This is a genomic window from Pedobacter sp. Leaf132, assembly GCF_920984695.1.
Lineage (GTDB): Bacteria > Bacteroidota > Bacteroidia > Sphingobacteriales > Sphingobacteriaceae > Pedobacter.
Genome location: NZ_CAKLBO010000016.1, coordinates 16,719 through 34,119, shown reverse-complemented (window position 1 = coordinate 34,119; position 17,401 = coordinate 16,719). Strand labels below are relative to the sequence as shown.

The following is a 17,401-nucleotide window of genomic DNA, read 5'->3' as shown; positions in this document are numbered from 1 at the left end:
GGTGGTTGGAAAGGTTATTCATCACAGAGGAAGCCTGGTGCAACAACCCTAATACTCGGTCTCCAAAAATTCTATAATATCTATTTAGGATTCGAAATCCAAAAAGATGTGGGTACACGGTAGGCTTATATCGGGTTTAGACACGAGGGTTCTTCGCCCAGACATTAAAAAAAGCGAAAGTTTTTGCCATTTAGCCCCGGTTGCAGCGATACCCTGCAGCAAGTAGGGAACCAACTGCGAAGCCTGTCTGCCGGACAGGCAGGCGTATATGCGAAAAACGGGAAGCAACTTTAAAAATTGTACTGTTTTTGCGCTTCAAAAACTAAGGTTTAATGGCTTTATCTATTTCATTTAACAAACCATTTTCGTAAGCATCTTCGGTTAGTTCCCAAAACATAATGCCGTTTAGTTTCTGGTCTATAACATACTTGGTTTTCAAAGCTATAGATTTTTCATCATCAAAACTGGCTATGCGCTTGGTTTGGGCATTGTAGTAATAGGGCGCTTTAGCCACATCGTCCCAAAAATATTTATAGCCATTTGCTTCGGTAAACTCTGTTTTAAAAGATTTTGAGGCAATGCCACGCAAAAATTTAGTGGGTTGGTACAAGCCGTTATTTGCATCGGTTGTGTTTTGAAAAATTCGGGCGTAAAACGCAGCACCTAATGCAATTTTATTGGCCGGAACACCATAAGCTTTCATCGCATTTATTGCAAAATCTGCAGAAAGTTGTTGCTGAGGTGTGGAGTACAATGGCGTATGGTGACCGCTAACGGTAGCGTATCCGCTCACTAAATCGTAACTCATTAAATTAATGCGGTTAACTAAAGGCATTACCTTGTTCCACTCAAAGCAAGAATCTATGCAGTTTTTGGTTCCGCCTGCGGCGAAACTAATTTCAGCTTTTTTGCCCAGGCTTTTGCGTAATTCTTTTACCAATTCGGTAAAGTTTTGCTTATCGGCTTCTTCATATCTATGCCCCGGATGCCCAACTACTGCAGGATATTCCCAATCAAGATCAATACCATCTGCTTTAAAATAATCTAGAAGCGTTTTGGTTGTTTTGGCGAAAGTTTTTCGGCCGTTGGCCCTGCTAAAAACTTCAGAACATGGCGCACAACCACCCCAACCACCTAAGGCAATCATAACTTTTAAATCTGGATTGCGTTTTTTTAAACCAACCATTTTTTCGATAAGGGAAGAATCTTTTGCAGAACTGATGTGAATACTATCGCCTTTCAAATGTGCAAAGCTATAAATCAAATGGCTTACCTTTTCAATAGGGAAACTATCGATTACGGTACCATTACCGGTATAATAAGCGATAACATTTGGTTTAATTGATTTTTGTGCGCTAAGCTTCGCCGTGATGGCTATGCAAACAATAAATAATAAGATAGGTTTTAATAGATTTTTTATCATTTGCAATTATTTTTTAATCTGTTTTAGTATCGTCTTTAATTAAATTTTGCAGTTGATTAAGCTCTGCCACTTTATCGGTTGCACCTGCGTTTTCATAAGCAGAAATCAAATTTCTCAAAACCCTGCGGATAATATCAGTGTTGCTGCATGGACGATAATATTCGGGCATTGGTTCTAAATTTAGCTGACGTAAAAACTGATCAACATCGTGCTTGCCGAAAATATTGCCACGATTAAAGGCATTGATATAAAAGAGCACACCGTATTCTGTGCTTTCCTGCTTGCTTTCATCAATAAAGCCAAGTATAAAATGCTGCGGTAAATTAATGCCGTAAATTGGTAAATCCAGCTTTTGCGCAAGGGTAGAGTATATAATCGCAAGCGTAATTTGATTGCCTTTTTTACTTTCTAAAACTTGACTCAGGTAAGAATTTTGCGGGTCGTGGTGGTTTTTTGTGTTACCGCCAAAGCCGTATTGCTGATAAAGGATATGGTTTATTAGTTTCACTTTCTCAACCGAACTCATTTCGTATTGTAAACCAAGCCAAATATCACGCTTAATTTCTTCAAGCTGATTGATAACTTTCTGCTCGTCTAAATCGGGATATTGATAACGATTAATGATTAAAGCGCCTTGTAATAAATCAAAAGCGCCACTTAAGTACCATAGATTTAAATCTTCTTTTACGGTATTAAATTGTATTTGATGAACGATGTTCTCGATTCTTTCCTGCATTAAACCATCAAAAGATTGCTCCCAGGCGTTTTCCAGAAAATGAATAACTTCTCCGCCATACTCTAAAAGTTTCTTTTCTACGTGCTGGTAAACTTCCTGATCAGGATCATCAAGTAATTTTACTAATGCGCTTATCTCTGCGTTATTTTCCATAAAAAATACATTGGTTTGCGGCGTTTAATTACTTTTGCAATATATGATAATTCAATTTATTACAGATTATTTAAAACACCGTTTAACGGCAAAAACCCGACATGGAACGCACTCGCCATTCGTTTACAAGCTTGCCGACGATGTAATTTACGATTTTACCGAGAAATCTGAATATGAAAATATAGAAGCACAACGAAAAAAACTTTTTAATGACGATTCTGAAATCACGGTTACCGACCTTGGCGCAGGTTCGCACTTAAATAAAAATAACGTAAAAAAGGTAAGCCAAATTGCTAAAAATGCACTTAAAAGCCCGCGGCTTGCTAAATTGATTTATCGCCTTGCAAAAAATACAAAGCCAAAAACTGCAATAGAATTAGGTACTTGTTTAGGCATTACCTCTGCTTATTTATCGGCAGCCAATCCCGAAGCACAAATTATAACTATTGAAGGTTGTCCACAAACGGCAGGCGTGGCAAGCAATAATTTTAAAGATTTGGCTTTGAATAACATCGAACTTCATGTAGGTAATTTCGATTTAATTTTACCTGACATTATTGCCAAGCAGCCAACTTTAGATTTTGTGTACATTGATGGCAATCATAGAAAGGATGCAACTCTAAATTATTTTAAATGGTGCTTACCAAAAGTTACAGAAAATTCTTTGCTCATTTTTGATGATATTTATTGGAGCAAAGGCATGAAAGAAGCTTGGGAAGAAATCAAAAACCATCCTGATGTTACCGTTACAGTAGATTTATTTTGGATAGGATTGGTTTATTTTAAAAAAGGGCAGGCAAAAGAACATTTCAAATTAAAATTTAAGCAATAAAATTTAATGGAAACTGAACCAAAATTGACCGGCATACAAAAAGTTTCGGCGTTATATATTTTATTGCTGAGCTTAGGCACCGGATTGCTTGCTTATTTTGGTTCTTTTTTGTTAAATATGGATGGTTTAACACGCATTATGTTCGGTTGGGATGTATTTTGTGTGATTTTGATATCGCTTCATTGGTATATGTTTTTTAATACAACAGCATCAGAAACACACTTAAAGGCAAAAAAACAAGATGAAACCAAAGGTGAAATCTTCGTAATTGTAGTTGTTTCTACCTTTGCCGGGATGTTAGCGGTTATTCTGCTATTGCTCGATAAAAACATTAAAACGCTCGACTTGATAATTGCAATATCTGGTATGTTTTTATCCTGGTCGCTGATGCATACTACTTTTGCAATGCGTTATGCTCATTTATTTTATGGCGATAGTAAAACTAAAAAAGGTGGTTTAGAATTTCCTAATGAAGATGCACCTGATTTTATAGATTTCGCCTATTTTTCTTTTGTTATCGGGATGACTTTTCAGGTTTCTGATGTCGAAATCTCTGCTCGAAACATTCGCAGATTGACCTTATTGCATAGTATAATTTCTTTTATTTTTAACACTGTAATTGTTGCGCTAACCATTAATGCGCTTGCAGGTTTAAGTAAGTAGGTTTTAAGTTTTACGTTATAAGTTATAAGTTTTGGGTTTGTTAAACTTGTAGTTTGTGAGTACGTACAAAATAGCCTCCGTTTCTTATTGTCGCTAAGTTCAAAGATTCCTCGGCTTCGCTCGGAATGACGGTTATGGGTTTTTGTTGTCTCTAAAACCTTGGTTCCTGTCTCAACAGATTCTACGTCTTGCTAAACAGTCCGTTAATTTTAAACCCGCAGCCCCGAGTTTTTTCTACGAGGGCTACAGCGAATGGCGGGACTTCAAATCGCCAAGAACGACTGAAATTCGTTTTCAATAAATTTTAATTGTCTGAAAATCAGGTAAATAATATTTTAAACTGATTTTTACGTTTAATAACTTATTTTATAGTTGTATAACTGAAAAATAAGTTATAAGTTTGAGTTATGGAAGAATTAACCAAAACGGAAGAGCGCATTATGCAGGTTTTATGGAAATTAGAAAAGGCATTTGTAAAAGATATTATTGATGAATTGGATGACGAGCCAAAACCACCATACAACACCATCTCATCAATTGTTCGTTTGTTGGAAAAGAAAGGCTATGTTAATTATAAAGCTTATGGCAAAACCTACGAATATTTTCCATCCATCAGCAAAGAAGATTATGCTAGAACCACATTTTCTAAAATGATTTCGGGGTATTTTAATAATTCGCCTGCAAGTTTGCTATCCTTTATGGTGAAGGAAGAAAAATTGAGTGACAAGGATATAGAAGAGATTAAAAAGATTATTAACGAAAACTCGAAATCATGATTTTACTCTATTTGCTAAAGGTATCGGCTTGTACATTAATATTTTTTACAGCCTATAAATTATTGCTTAGTAAGCTTACGTTTTTTAAGCTTAATAGGATTTATCTACTGAGTACACTTTTCATCAGCTTTGCTATTCCGGCGATAACGATAGAGCATCAAAAAGAAGTAATTATTCATCAAGCTGCACCAGCTCAAAATATAGTTTATAGCAATGATAACGGGTTTGAGAAGGATTTTGTAGGTGATGAAAAGGCTTTTATTAAACTGAATTGGGCGCAAATACTAGAATACGGATACTATTTTGTTATTGCTGGATTATTAATTCGGAATTTATTTTTGATGGGTTACATAGGGCGCATTTTAAAGAAGTTTACGATTTCAAAACACGCTTCAATTATTACTGTAAAGTCTGATTCCAAAATCAAAAACTGTTCTTTTTTTAACAAGATAATTATTGATGCTGCTTTGAAAAATGATGAACGAGCATTGGTGATTAAGCACGAATTGGTTCATGTTAACCAGGCTCATGTTATTGATAAACTGATTGTAAATGCGGTTGCCTGTATTTTATGGCTAAACCCGGTAATCTATTTTTGGCGAAACGAGATTTACAGCAACCATGAGTTTTTAGCCGATGAAGAAACGGCTGATTCTGCGGATAAAAAGCAATATGCCTCCTTGCTCTTGCAATTGGCCATGCCATCGAACAATTTAATTAACAGTTTTAGTAAGCTTCCATTAAAGAAAAGAATTATGATGATGTATAAAAAACCAAATTCGAATTTGCAAAAATCCACCTATCTGATTGCTGTTCCAATAATTTCTTTTTGCTGTCTGGCTTTTGTAAATCAGAAAGAAATTGTTACAATGAAAGTTGTTGCTCAAAAAAATGCAGGTAAAAAAGATATTGTTTCGGTTAATAGTGAGAACACAATTTCACCTGATATTAATGAGATTGCTCGTACGGCTGCGAATAGAATTAAGGAAGATACCCTTACACGAACTAACCATAACTTTTTGAGTGGTGTTGCAGATAACAACTTAGGTTTAAATGCGCCAACTGAAAATGTAGAAATCAACGCAGAAGTTAAAAAACTCAATTTAGCCAAGGATTTAGTTTTGGTTATTGATGCCGGCCACGGCGGGCAAGACGGTGCATCGAAAAGTCAATCGGGGATTAAAGAAAAAGATCTGAATTTAAAAGCAGTCCAAATTCTTAAAGAGGAAGCTGAAAAAAGAAATATTAAAGTTGTACTGACTAGAGATAAAGATAAATTTATACCACTAAGAGATAGGTTACCAAATGAATCTGCTACTGCTTTTATCTCGATTCATCATAACAGTATGCCAAGGGCAGATTTGAAAGTTCCATTTGAGGGGATTGAGGTTTTTGTTTCTCAGTTAAATCCAAATATTAAATCAGCTGAACAGTTTGGTACTGACGTTTTGAAAAGTTTAAATCAACTTAATGGTATAGAAGTACGCGATTCGTTGAAAAATGCGAACCTATTGGTTTTGAGAGAATCAAAAGTTCCGGCTTTGGTTGTAGAACTTGGAAACATTAGCAGCGAAAAAAGCCTTGCTTATGTTAGCGACGAAGCTAATTTAAGACGAATCAGTAATCTGATATTAGATGGCTTTTTGAAATTCTCGAAGTCTTAAACTATCATGTTTTTCTTAGCTTTAAGTAACTGATGCACAAAATCTTTGCTTTTATATTTTTTTTTAGCATTGCCTTTAAAGCCAAAGCCCAATTCAAAATTGCTGGTGAATTAAGCTTAAATGGTAAGAATGTTGCAGAAGTAACTATAAAACTAACTGGTGATAAAACTAACAAAATAACCCAAAGTGATACTTTAGGGCGATACATTTTTAAAAATTTAGCTCCAGGTAATTACACCATTGATTTTTCTTCAATTCAGACGGGCAAAAGCAAAATTTCTGTCCTGCTACAAGCTGATACCCTTATCAAAACCACCTTGGAACTTGTTTCTAACAATCTTCAAGAGGTTCAGGTAAATTCAAGAAAGCAGTTAATTGAAAGAAAAGTTGACCGTATAGTTTACAACGCTGAAAATAGTGTGGCTGCTATTGGAACAGATGCGCTGGAATTATTAACTAAAGTGCCTGGTGTAAGGGTAATGAATGATAGGATTTCTTTAGTTGGAAAGGGTGCTGTTAATGTTATGGTTAACGACAAACTGATTCAGCTCTCCGAAGATGAACTTTCGAATTACCTAAAGTCTATTTCATCAGATAATGTTGCCAAAGTTGAGGTTATAACCAATCCTCCTGCCCGATACGATGCACAAGGAAATAATGGATTAATCAACATTGTTTTAAAGCGAAATAATACCGAAGGTTTTAAAGGCTCGGTAAATATGAGTTACTTCCAGGCAACCTACCCAACCTTTGCTACGGGTGGAAATCTAAGTTTTAAAAAAGATAAGCTAACATTATTTTCAAACTTTAATATCCGCAAAGGTTCATTGGTTCCTTTTGAGCAAAGCGATGTTTTTTATCCTCTTCAAACCTGGAATGTGGTAAATAAGGATAGAAATTTCAGAACAGTTCCAAGCATACAAATAGGTGTAGATTATCAAATAACAAAAAAGACTACAGCTGGCGTTTCTTATAATGGCGGATTGACTGATTTTCATTCGATCGAGAATATCAAAACAACGATTTTTAATTCCGCTGGAAGTATTGATTCCTTTCTTAATTCTGATGCAAACGCTAAAATTAAATCGAATTTTAATACAGTTGGCTTTTACCTCAAGCATAATTTAGATTCGGCCGGGAAGCAGTTGATGATAACAGGAGATTGGTTTAAATATACTGATAATAGAAATCGGTTTTTTAACAATACAAGTTACGCAGGTAATGGTCTATATATTGCAAATTCGCTTGCCGAATACTTATCAGAAAGCAATCAGAATATAAATTTATATACGCTAAAAGCTGATGTTGATTTTCCTTATAAGGCTTTTAATATTGCTTTTGGCGCAAAAATCAGCTTTATTCAAAACCAAAGTGGTTTGGCATTTTACAAAAAACTTGACAATGTCTATCAACCAGATTTAAATCAGCTCAATCAATTCGATTATAACGAAAATACTCAGGCACTTTATTTGAATTTAAATAAGAAAACTAAAAAATTCGATTTTCAGTTTGGCTTAAGAGGAGAATATACCCAGCTGAGGGGCAGCTCTGCTAACCAAAATAATAATAGTCGCTATTTTCAGCTTTTTCCAACTGGTTTTATAACTTATAAGTTGAATGAAAACAGCTTGTTTTCTGCAAATTACGGTCGGCGGATTAATAGACCGGCTTACCGAAAATTAAATCCTTTCCGCTGGTATAGCAATCAGTTTGTGTATGCCGAGGGAAATCCCTTTCTTCAGCCATCATACAGTAATAACATAGAGTTATCGCATACTTATAAAGATGTATTTACCACAACTTTATCTTACAACAAAATTTCTGATGGTTACAATGACGTAAATTTTGTTGATGCAAATTCGAATTCGCAGGTTTTAAAACCTGTTAATTTTATTAAAGGTTACAGTTATCAAATGAGTAATTCAATAGTTTTGAATAATTTGAAATGGCTGCAGAGTGTAAACCAAGTAGATGTTTTTTATAATTTATCTCAATCGAATATTCCGCAAACGGTTAGAGATTTAAGTGGCTTCGGTGCGTACTTTTCTACTTCAAACCAATTTATCATTAATAAAAAGAAAACATTTTTTACTGATGTAAATTTCTGGTATCAGTTTCCTGCGGTTGATGGATTAAATAAAAATAAAAGCCAATATAATCTTGATTTGGGATTTAAGGCATTGCTTTTAGATAAAAAGCTGCAATGCGCTATTAATTTTACAGATGTGTTCAAAACAAATAAATTCCGCTACAGTAGTTTGATTAATAACATTTTGCAAACTTATAATAACTATTACGATAATCAGCAATTGCGATTAAGTGTTCGATACAATTTCGGAAATCAAAAAATTAAACAAGCAGAACGAAAAGCAGGAAATGAAGAGGAGCGAAGGAGAAGTAATTGATGGAAGGTGGAAGATGTAAGAGGTAAGATGGGTGATGTAAGATGTAAGATGGGAAATGGAAAATGGACGATTTGCCCGTCATTGCGAAATCAATTCTTCATTGATTGAAGTAATCTCATCGTCAAAAATATTTTTTCAGAGAAGATTGCTTCGTGCCTCGCAATGACGACAACGCTAAAAATACCCTTATATTGATTTTGAATTTTACATCCCTTAAAAGGCTTCCGAAATGCTAATATAAAATCCACTCTGGCGTTTTTCATTAAGTCTTTTTTCGCCAACGCCATAATCTAAACGTACACTAATTCCTTTTTCAGGATCGAAGAAATACCTAAAGCCTGCGCCATAATTTGGCTTGAATGAATTGGTTGAAAATTCATCAAAACCCCAAACGGTTCCTGTGCCTGCAAAGGCGGTAGCGCCAAACCGGTTGTTGTAGCGGTAGCGGAGTTCGCCTTGAAAAGCCAGTAAATTTTTATCGCGATACCTACCACCGTAATAGCCTCGCATTATTTCATCATTACCCATTTGCGGTAATAAATAAACAGGAGTATTGTTGCCCATTACCGTATTGTATAGTCCTTGTACGCCAATTACAAAGCTCTTGTTCAATCGCCAGAAATTTCTAACATCAACTTTTATCTGGCTTCCGATAAAATTACCTTCTGAAAAAATATTTGGTGCATATTGGTATGTTCCTCTGGCAAAAAAACCTTTTGTTGTGTAATTGTTGTTGTTTCTTGAGTCGTAACCTTGTGATAAACCTAAGTACAAAACGCTTCCGGTTCTGTTACTGTAATATGGATTGGCATTAAAAATACCATCTGCAACCACATCTTTGTATTCATAGTTTTCAAAGCCTAACGATACGCCTGTGTAGACCTTTGGTAACAATTGTTTTTCGGCTTGTAGTAAAACCTTAATTTGCTGCTGAATTAGTTTATCCTCATTCTGTTCCTGAGTATTGTTTCCAACGCCGTAGAAATTAAAAGGCATACGTTTAAATCGTAATTCGCCAATGTAATGAAGCTTATTTCCTTTGCCCCAAATGTCAACTAATGAACTCATGTTATATGCTTTCAATGTTGAATAATTTAGGTTTAAGGTTAATGATGATGGACGATTTGTGGTGTCTAACCTATCTGCATAAAAACCTACAATAGCACCTACACCAAACTGAAAGCCGGTTTCTTGTGCATAACCAAAAGATGGGATTGGTAAAAAACTGGCTTTGCGTGAAGTGTCTTTCTCGTTAGAAAGCAGTTTTTTAATCAGTTTCATTTGGGCGAATGAACTTCCAGATAATAGAATAAATAGTAAGAGGAAATAAATTTTTTTCATCGGCGCAAATTAAATCATTTTTTATTTAAGATTTATTTGTGCGGATTAAGGCTATGAATTTATGACGGTGGCAAGGCTTTCTGCAAATTTTAGTAAAAGCCATGCCACTTAAACCGGATTGACGGGGAAAGCGCCCGATTTTTTTTCGGGCCTTGTACCAAAAAGCCGGGCTGCTTTAACCTTTGCATACTGAGATTGCTTTCCAAATCTTAATAGCGCATCTTAATTTTAATCAATAAAGACATAAGTTTTATCGTTTCGGGCTAAATGCCTACTTTTGCGCAAAATAACACAGAACAAAATGAGCAATACAAGAGGACCAATATCTCAGTTCATGGAGCGTAATTACCTCCATTTTAATGCTGCAGCTATGATGGATGCGGCCAAAGGTTACGAAACGCATTTAGATGAGGGTGGTAAAATGATGATCACACTTGCTGGTGCAATGAGTACTGCAGAATTGGGTATTTCACTTGCAGAGATGATTCGCCAGGATAAAGTGGCTATAATTTCTTGTACTGGTGCAAACCTTGAAGAAGATATAATGAACCTGGTTGCGCACTCACATTATAAGCGTGTACCTAACTATCGCGATTTAAGTCCGCAGGATGAGTGGGATTTGTTAGAAAACCATTATAACCGCGTTACGGATACCTGTATTCCGGAAGAAGAAGCTTTTCGCCGTTTACAAAAGCACATTCAAAAAATTTGGAGTGATGCTGAAGCTGCAGGCGAGCGTTATTTTCCACACGAGTTTATGTACAAAATGTTATTAAGTGGAGATTTGGAGCAATATTATGAAATCGATCCAAAGAATTCGTGGATGTTAGCGGCTGCTGAGAAGAATTTACCAATTGTTGTACCGGGCTGGGAAGACTCTACAATGGGTAATATTTTTGCTTCTTACGTGATGAAAGGCGAATTAACCGCAACTACTGTAAAAGGTGGTATTGAATATATGGGATGGTTAGCCGATTGGTATATTGCAAACAGTGGTGGTAAGGGAATTGGTTTCTTCCAGATTGGCGGTGGTATTGCCGGCGATTTCCCGATTTGTGTTGTGCCGATGCTTTATCAGGATATGGAAATGGAAAATATTCCTTTCTGGAGCTATTTCTGTCAGATATCTGATTCGACCACTTCTTATGGTTCTTATTCTGGCGCTGTACCAAACGAAAAAATTACCTGGGGTAAATTAGATATTCATACACCAAAATTTATTGTAGAAAGCGATGCGACAATTGTTGCGCCATTAATGTTTGCCTGGATATTAAAACAATAATTATATAAATAACAAAACCAAATTGGTTTTGATGATGCCCATTAGAGATGAACTTCGAAAATGGGCATTTTTATTGGAGAATACGCATAAAACTGCATTTGTTTAGAATGATTATAAATTGTATTTCAAGTCAGTATTATGTCATGGGATTTATTAATAAGTTATACTTTTGTTCAAGTTTTGATGGAACTACTTCAGTTTACGCATCAATTTCACAACAAAAAATAAATTAAATAAGTATAAAGTGTTCATTATGAGAGATATCTCGATGATTTTAAAAAACGTTTGGAAGTCGTTATTCCTGTTTTCGGCCATTTCTGCAATAGCGGTTTCTACCGTTAATGCGCAAGATGCTGCGAATGGAAGAACACTTTTCAAAGCAAAATGTACATCGTGCCACGCATTAGATCAGAAAATGGTTGGTCCTGCCTTAACTGGTGTGAGCGATCGTCACTCTGAAGAGTTCCTTTTAAAATGGATTCCTAATTCGCAAGGATTAATCGCTTCAGGAGATCCTGATGCTGTTAAGCTTTTTAACGAAAATGGTAAGGTTGCCATGACTTCATTCCCTGAGTTGGACGAAGAAAAGGTAAAAGACATTTTAGCATACATTAAAGAAGGCGAGCCTAAACCGAAAGGTGATGCTGCTGGTGCAGCCGGTGGTTCTGCTGCTAAAGATGAAAATACTTCAGGCTTATCAATTGCTGGTATTGTAGCTATCGTTGCCATTGCCATTGTTATTTTAGTGATTTTAGGTCGTGCTTCTAAATTATTAGAGCGCTTAATTTTACAAAAACAAGGCATTGAGATTGAAGAAGATGTGCCATTAAAAGTTGGTGTGCGTAAAATGTTCAAGAACAAGAAATTTGTAATGTTCTTCATATTATGTTTAATCATTGCTTTAGGTTCATGGGGTTGGATGGGTATGTGGAACACTGGTGTTCACACAGGTTATCAACCGGTACAACCAATTAAATTCTCTCACGAGTTACATGCAGGTATCAATCAAATCGATTGTCAATATTGCCACAATGGTGCGTTTAAATCTAAAAATGCTACTATTCCATCATTAAATGTTTGTATGAATTGCCACAAAGCAGTACAGGCAAGAGATAATTATGATGGTGAAATTTCTCCTGAGATTAAGAAAATTTACAATGCTTTAGGTTACGATCCTGAAACTCAAAAATACGATAAGAGTAAAGAAAAGCCAATGGAGTGGGTACGTGTACACAACTTACCAGACTTTGCTTACTTCAACCACTCTCAACACGTAGTTGTTGCTGAAGATGCCATTCGTAAGGCAAAAGGATTACAGCCAACTGAGCCTGTATGTTTCGCTTGTCACGGTCCGGTTAATACAATGGAAGAAATTTATCAATATTCTCCATTAACCATGAAATGGTGTATTAACTGCCACAAAGAGACAGATATTTCTGGTCAGAAAAATAATGCTTTCTACGCTAAAGTAATCGAAGCGCATGAGAAAATTAAAAAAGGCGAGAAAGTTACACCAGCGTTATTGGGTGGTTTAGAGTGTGGTAAATGCCACTATTAATTGTAGAGTTTTTAAGAAACGTTCGAATAAACAGTAATATAGCTTAAATGGAAAGCAACAAAAAATACTGGAAAGGCTTAGAGGAGTATAAAAATACACCCGATTTTGTTAAGAATAACAAAAACGAATTTGCCGAGCCACTTCCAATAGAAGATGTTTTAAATGAAGCAGGGTTAAGTACCGTTACCCCACGCCGCGACTTTTTAAAGGCGTTAGGTTTTGGTTTAGGTGCAGTTACTTTAGCAGCATGTCAAACAGCCCCGATTCATAAATCTATTCCTTACTTGGTAAAACCAGAAGAGGTTACACCGGGTATTCCTAACTATTATACTTCGAGCTTTAACGGCCAAAGTATTTTAGTAAAAACAAGAGAAGGTCGTCCAATCAAAATCGAACCAAATCCTAATGCGGGCGAATTTAACGTTGGTACTGATGCAAGAGCACAGGCCTCTGTTTTAGATTTATATGATGTATCTAAATTAAAAGCACCGGTTCTTAAAAATGAAGAAACAACATGGGCTAAAATTGATAGCTATGTTAAAGGTGAATTAGCTAAAGCGCAGGCCGGAGGTAAAAAAATCCGTATTGTTGCTTCAACAGTTAACAGTCCTTCAACAAATGCTGTTTTAGCACAGTTTGTTACAAAATATCCTGCTGCTAAATTAGTTCAGTATGATGCTGTTTCTTATACAGGTATTATTCAGGCTAATCAAAATAGCTTTGGTAAAGCAGTTTTACCAAAATACAATTTTAACAAAGCCGATTTAATTCTAAGCTTTGGTGCTGATTTTTTAGGTACATGGATTAACGGTGAGGAGTTTACTGCTCAGTATACAGCTAACCGTAATTATAGATCTTTAGAAGGCAAAAAAATGAGCCGCCACATTCAGTTCGAAAGTGGAATGAGCTTAACAGGTACAAACGCAGATACTCGTGTTCCTGTTAAATTATCAGAAGAAGGACCGGCTTTAATTGCTTTATACAACGCAATAACTGGTCAGGCTTTACCTGGTGGTACTTTAGGAAATAACGCTACTGCTGATAAAGTAATCAAATTAGCGGCAAAAGAATTAGTGCAGAGCAAAGGCAAAGCATTAGTTGTTTGTGGGTCTAACGATGTTTCTACTCAAATTTTAGTAAATGCTATTAACGCCGCTATCGGAAGTTATGGTACAACAATCGATTTAGATAATCCTTGTTTCTTATATGCAGGTAACGATGCTGAATTTAATGGCTTGGTTGCTGAGATGACTCGTGGTGAAGTTGGTGCTGTTTTATTCTTAAACAGTAACCCTGCTTACGATTATTTGGATGCAAAGAAATTTGAAGCGGCATTAAAAAATGTTCCTGCTAAAATCTCTTTCGCTGATAGAGCCGATGAAACTGCTTCATTATGTGATGCAATTGCAATCAATCATAATTATTTAGAATCATGGGGTGATGCAAATGCTTATGAAGGTTATTACTCAATCGTACAACCAACAATCAACCCTGTTTTCAATAGCCGCCAGGCAGAAGAAAGTTTATTAATCTGGGCCGATGCGCCTATTAAAGAATACTACCAGTTTGTACGTAACAACTGGGAAACCAAAATGCTTCCTGCACTTGGCTTAACCTGGTCGGATGTTTTAGAAAAGGGTGTGATTACTGTGCCAGCAAAACCAGCCGGAGCATATTCATTCACTCAATCTTTAGCGCAGGTTGCTACTGCAATTGCAAGTAGCAGCAAAGCATTAAATAAAGATGTTCAGCTTCAGGTATACGAGAACATTCCAATGAGGGATGGTAAAAATGCTAACAATGCATTCTTGCAAGAATTACCTGATCCGGTTTCAAAAGTAACATGGGATAACTATGTTGCACTTGCACCTAAATTTGCAGAATCATTAAAAGTTAAAGAATTTGATGTTGTAACTGTAAAAGGAAGCAACGGATATTCAGTTGATTTACCAGTTCTTATCCAACCCGGACAAGCGCAAGGTACAGCTTCAATAGCCTTAGGTTATGGCCGTAGTAAGGTTGGTAAAGCGGGTAATGATGTTGGTAAGAATGCATTTCCGTTCGTATCGTTTGTTAATGGTACTATGCAGTATGCTACAACTGTTACGATTACACCAACTGGTGGATATTACGAATTGGCGCAAACACAAACACACCACTCTTTTGAAGGTCGTGCAGTAATAAAAGAAGCAACGTTTAAAGAATACTTAAAAGATGCATCAGCCGGTAACCATAAAGGTGACCACAAAAACTACGACCTTTGGGACGAATATGAAAAACCAGGTAACAACTGGGTTATGGCTATCGACTTAAATGCTTGTACAGGTTGTGGTTCTTGCGTAGTGGCTTGTAATGTAGAAAATAATATTCCTGTTGTTGGCCGTGATGAGGTTCGCCGTCGTCGTGAAATGCACTGGATACGTATCGACCGTTATTATAGCTACGAAACACCAAATGGTGATGTAACAAAAGAAAAAGAGATTGCTAAGTTAGAGGACTTAGATCATGTTTCTGTTGTTCACCAACCAATGTTATGCCAACACTGCGACCACGCTCCATGCGAAACAGTTTGTCCGGTATTGGCAACAGTTCACTCATCGGATGGTTTAAACCAAATGGCTTACAACCGTTGTGTGGGTACTCGTTATTGTGCAAATAACTGTCCGTATAAAGTACGTCGTTTTAACTGGTTTAACTACTGGAATGATTCACGTTTCGATAACTATTTAAATAACGAGTTTACTCAATTAGTTTTAAATCCTGATGTAACTACACGTTCACGTGGTGTTATGGAAAAATGCTCTATGTGCGTTCAACGTATTCAGGCAGGTAAATTAAAAGCTAAAATAGAGAAACGTCCATTAAAAGATGGCGATATTAAAATGGCTTGTCAGGAAGCTTGTTCAGCAAACGCAATCATATTTGGCGATTCAAACGATCCTAATTCAGAAGTTTCAAAAGCTTTACGTTCAGAGCGTATTTACTATGTTCTAGAAGAAATCAACGTGAAACCTGGTATCGGATATATGACAAAAATTAGAAATACAGATACAACAGTACAAGCGTAAGCTTTAGTATAAAGAAAATACAAATTATGTCAGGACATAACGAATCAATACTTAGAGAACCATTAATTACCGGCGATAATATCACGTATGCAAAAATTACGGATGATATTTTGAGCCCGGTAGAAAACAAGCCAAACAAGGCTTGGTGGATTGGTTTCATCGTTTCAGCATTAGGTGCATTACTTTGGGTAGTAGCTGTTAGTTACACTTTTTGGAATGGTATCGGTGCATGGGGCTTAAATAAAACAGTTGGATGGGCTTGGGATATCACCGGTTTCGTATGGTGGGTTGGTATTGGTCACGCCGGTACACTTATTTCGGCAGTGCTATTACTATTCCGTCAAAATTGGCGTAACTCAATTAACCGTTCTGCAGAGGCGATGACAATCTTTGCCGTTATCTGTGCCGCAACTTATGTCGTGTCTCACATGGGCCGTCCGTGGTTAGCATACTGGGTTTTACCTTTACCAAATCAGTTTGGTTCACTTTGGGTAAACTTTAACTCACCATTGGTATGGGATATGTTTGCAATCTCAACATATTTCTCTGTATCATTATTATTCTGGTACACAGGTTTATTACCGGATATTGCTACAATTCGCGACCGTGCTGTAGGTACACGCAAAAAAATCTATTCTATTTTCTCTTTCGGCTGGACCGGAAGTGTTAAAACATGGCAACGTTTTGAAGCGGTATCATTAATTTTAGCAGGTATATCTACACCACTAGTGCTTTCGGTACACACTATTGTATCAATGGACTTTGCAACATCAGTAATTCCGGGATGGCACACTACAATTTTCCCTCCTTACTTCGTTGCTGGTGCGATTTTCTCAGGTTTCGCGATGGTATTAACCTTATTATTGGTTGCCCGTAAAGTATTAGGTCTAGAAAATTACATCACCATGTTCCACATTGAGTCGATGAACAAAATCATCATCTTAACAGGGTCAATCGTAGGTGTAGCTTACTTAACTGAGTTCTTCATTGCATGGTATTCAGGTTCTGAGTATGAGCAATATGCCTTCATCAACAGATCTACTGGTCCTTACTGGTGGTCGTACTGGATGATGATGACTTGTAACGTAATCTCTCCACAGTTGTTATGGTTCAAGAAAATTCGTTTAAGCATCAAGGCTACCTGGATTTTATCAATCGTGGTAAACGTGGGTATGTGGTTTGAGCGTTTCGTAATTATCGTTACTTCATTACACCGCGATTATATTCCATCGAGTTGGGCAATGTTTTATCCAACATGGGTTGATATCAGTGTATTCGTAGGTTCAATCGGACTATTCTTTACTTTGTTCTTATTATTCTTAAGAGTATTACCATCAATTGCAATTGCAGAGGTTAAGTTATTATTAAAAACTGCGTCTGAGCAAGCGAAAATGAAACAGATTAAGGAAGGTCATGAGAATAAAGAGTATGTAGCTGAATACATAGAATCTTTAGAGAAATTTGATAGTGTTAAACAAGAAGATTACGCAAAAATATAAC

The 17,401-nt window shown here is 36.4% G+C and carries 12 protein-coding genes; 9 read left to right on the top strand and 3 right to left on the bottom strand.

Annotation, left to right across the window (positions count from 1 at the left end):
- Window positions 1-322: 322 nt before the first annotated feature.
- Together LUA86_RS19100 and LUA86_RS19095 are read right to left on the bottom strand one after the other, a co-directional pair.
- Window positions 323-1,423, bottom strand: a complete 1,101-nt coding sequence (locus tag LUA86_RS19100) for a glycoside hydrolase family 18 protein (RefSeq protein WP_231465788.1) — start codon at window positions 1,421-1,423, stop codon at window positions 323-325.
- A 13-nt stretch (window positions 1,424-1,436) separates the two neighbouring features.
- Complete coding sequence (locus LUA86_RS19095) at window positions 1,437-2,312, bottom strand: transglutaminase-like domain-containing protein (RefSeq protein ID WP_231465787.1); 876 nt, start codon at window positions 2,310-2,312, stop codon at window positions 1,437-1,439.
- 43 nt (window positions 2,313-2,355) lie between these two features.
- On the opposite strand from LUA86_RS19095, the gene LUA86_RS19090 reads away from it, so the two are divergent.
- From LUA86_RS19090 to LUA86_RS19070, 5 genes are all read left to right on the top strand, one after another.
- Window positions 2,356-3,144 carry an O-methyltransferase gene (locus LUA86_RS19090; protein WP_231465786.1) on the top strand — a complete coding sequence of 263 codons (789 nt, stop codon included), beginning with the start codon at window positions 2,356-2,358 and terminating at the stop codon, window positions 3,142-3,144.
- Window positions 3,145-3,150: 6 nt separating this feature from the next.
- Complete coding sequence (locus tag LUA86_RS19085) at window positions 3,151-3,807, top strand: DUF1345 domain-containing protein (RefSeq protein WP_231465785.1); 657 nt, start codon at window positions 3,151-3,153, stop codon at window positions 3,805-3,807.
- Window positions 3,808-4,214: 407 nt separating this feature from the next.
- On the top strand, window positions 4,215-4,583 hold the full coding sequence (locus LUA86_RS19080; RefSeq protein ID WP_231465784.1) for a BlaI/MecI/CopY family transcriptional regulator: 369 nt from the start codon (window positions 4,215-4,217) through the stop codon (window positions 4,581-4,583).
- Window positions 4,580-6,247: an N-acetylmuramoyl-L-alanine amidase gene (locus tag LUA86_RS19075; protein WP_231465783.1), complete on the top strand. Its 1,668-nt coding sequence runs from the start codon at window positions 4,580-4,582 to the stop codon at window positions 6,245-6,247. Before LUA86_RS19080 ends, LUA86_RS19075 begins: the two co-directional genes overlap by 4 nt.
- Before the next feature lie 32 nt (window positions 6,248-6,279).
- Window positions 6,280-8,652 carry an outer membrane beta-barrel family protein gene (locus LUA86_RS19070; RefSeq protein WP_231465782.1) on the top strand — a complete coding sequence of 791 codons (2,373 nt, stop codon included), beginning with the start codon at window positions 6,280-6,282 and terminating at the stop codon, window positions 8,650-8,652.
- 213 nt (window positions 8,653-8,865) lie between these two features.
- On the opposite strand, the gene LUA86_RS19065 is transcribed toward LUA86_RS19070, so the two are convergent.
- Window positions 8,866-9,993 carry an outer membrane protein assembly factor gene (locus LUA86_RS19065; RefSeq protein WP_231465781.1) on the bottom strand — a complete coding sequence of 376 codons (1,128 nt, stop codon included), beginning with the start codon at window positions 9,991-9,993 and terminating at the stop codon, window positions 8,866-8,868.
- 301 nt (window positions 9,994-10,294) lie between these two features.
- Between LUA86_RS19065 and LUA86_RS19060 the strand changes: the two genes are divergently transcribed.
- The 4 genes from LUA86_RS19060 (at window position 10,295) to nrfD (ending at window position 17,400) form a co-directional block, all read left to right on the top strand.
- Complete coding sequence (locus tag LUA86_RS19060; protein ID WP_231465780.1) at window positions 10,295-11,275, top strand: deoxyhypusine synthase family protein; 981 nt, start codon at window positions 10,295-10,297, stop codon at window positions 11,273-11,275.
- Window positions 11,276-11,528: 253 nt separating this feature from the next.
- Window positions 11,529-12,833, top strand: a complete 1,305-nt coding sequence (locus LUA86_RS19055; protein ID WP_231465776.1) for a c-type cytochrome — start codon at window positions 11,529-11,531, stop codon at window positions 12,831-12,833.
- A 47-nt stretch (window positions 12,834-12,880) separates the two neighbouring features.
- Window positions 12,881-15,901: a TAT-variant-translocated molybdopterin oxidoreductase gene (locus tag LUA86_RS19050; RefSeq protein WP_231465774.1), complete on the top strand. Its 3,021-nt coding sequence runs from the start codon at window positions 12,881-12,883 to the stop codon at window positions 15,899-15,901.
- Between the two features lie 26 nt (window positions 15,902-15,927).
- Window positions 15,928-17,400: an NrfD/PsrC family molybdoenzyme membrane anchor subunit gene (gene nrfD, locus LUA86_RS19045; RefSeq protein WP_231465772.1), complete on the top strand. Its 1,473-nt coding sequence runs from the start codon at window positions 15,928-15,930 to the stop codon at window positions 17,398-17,400.
- Window position 17,401: the final 1 nt, after the last annotated feature.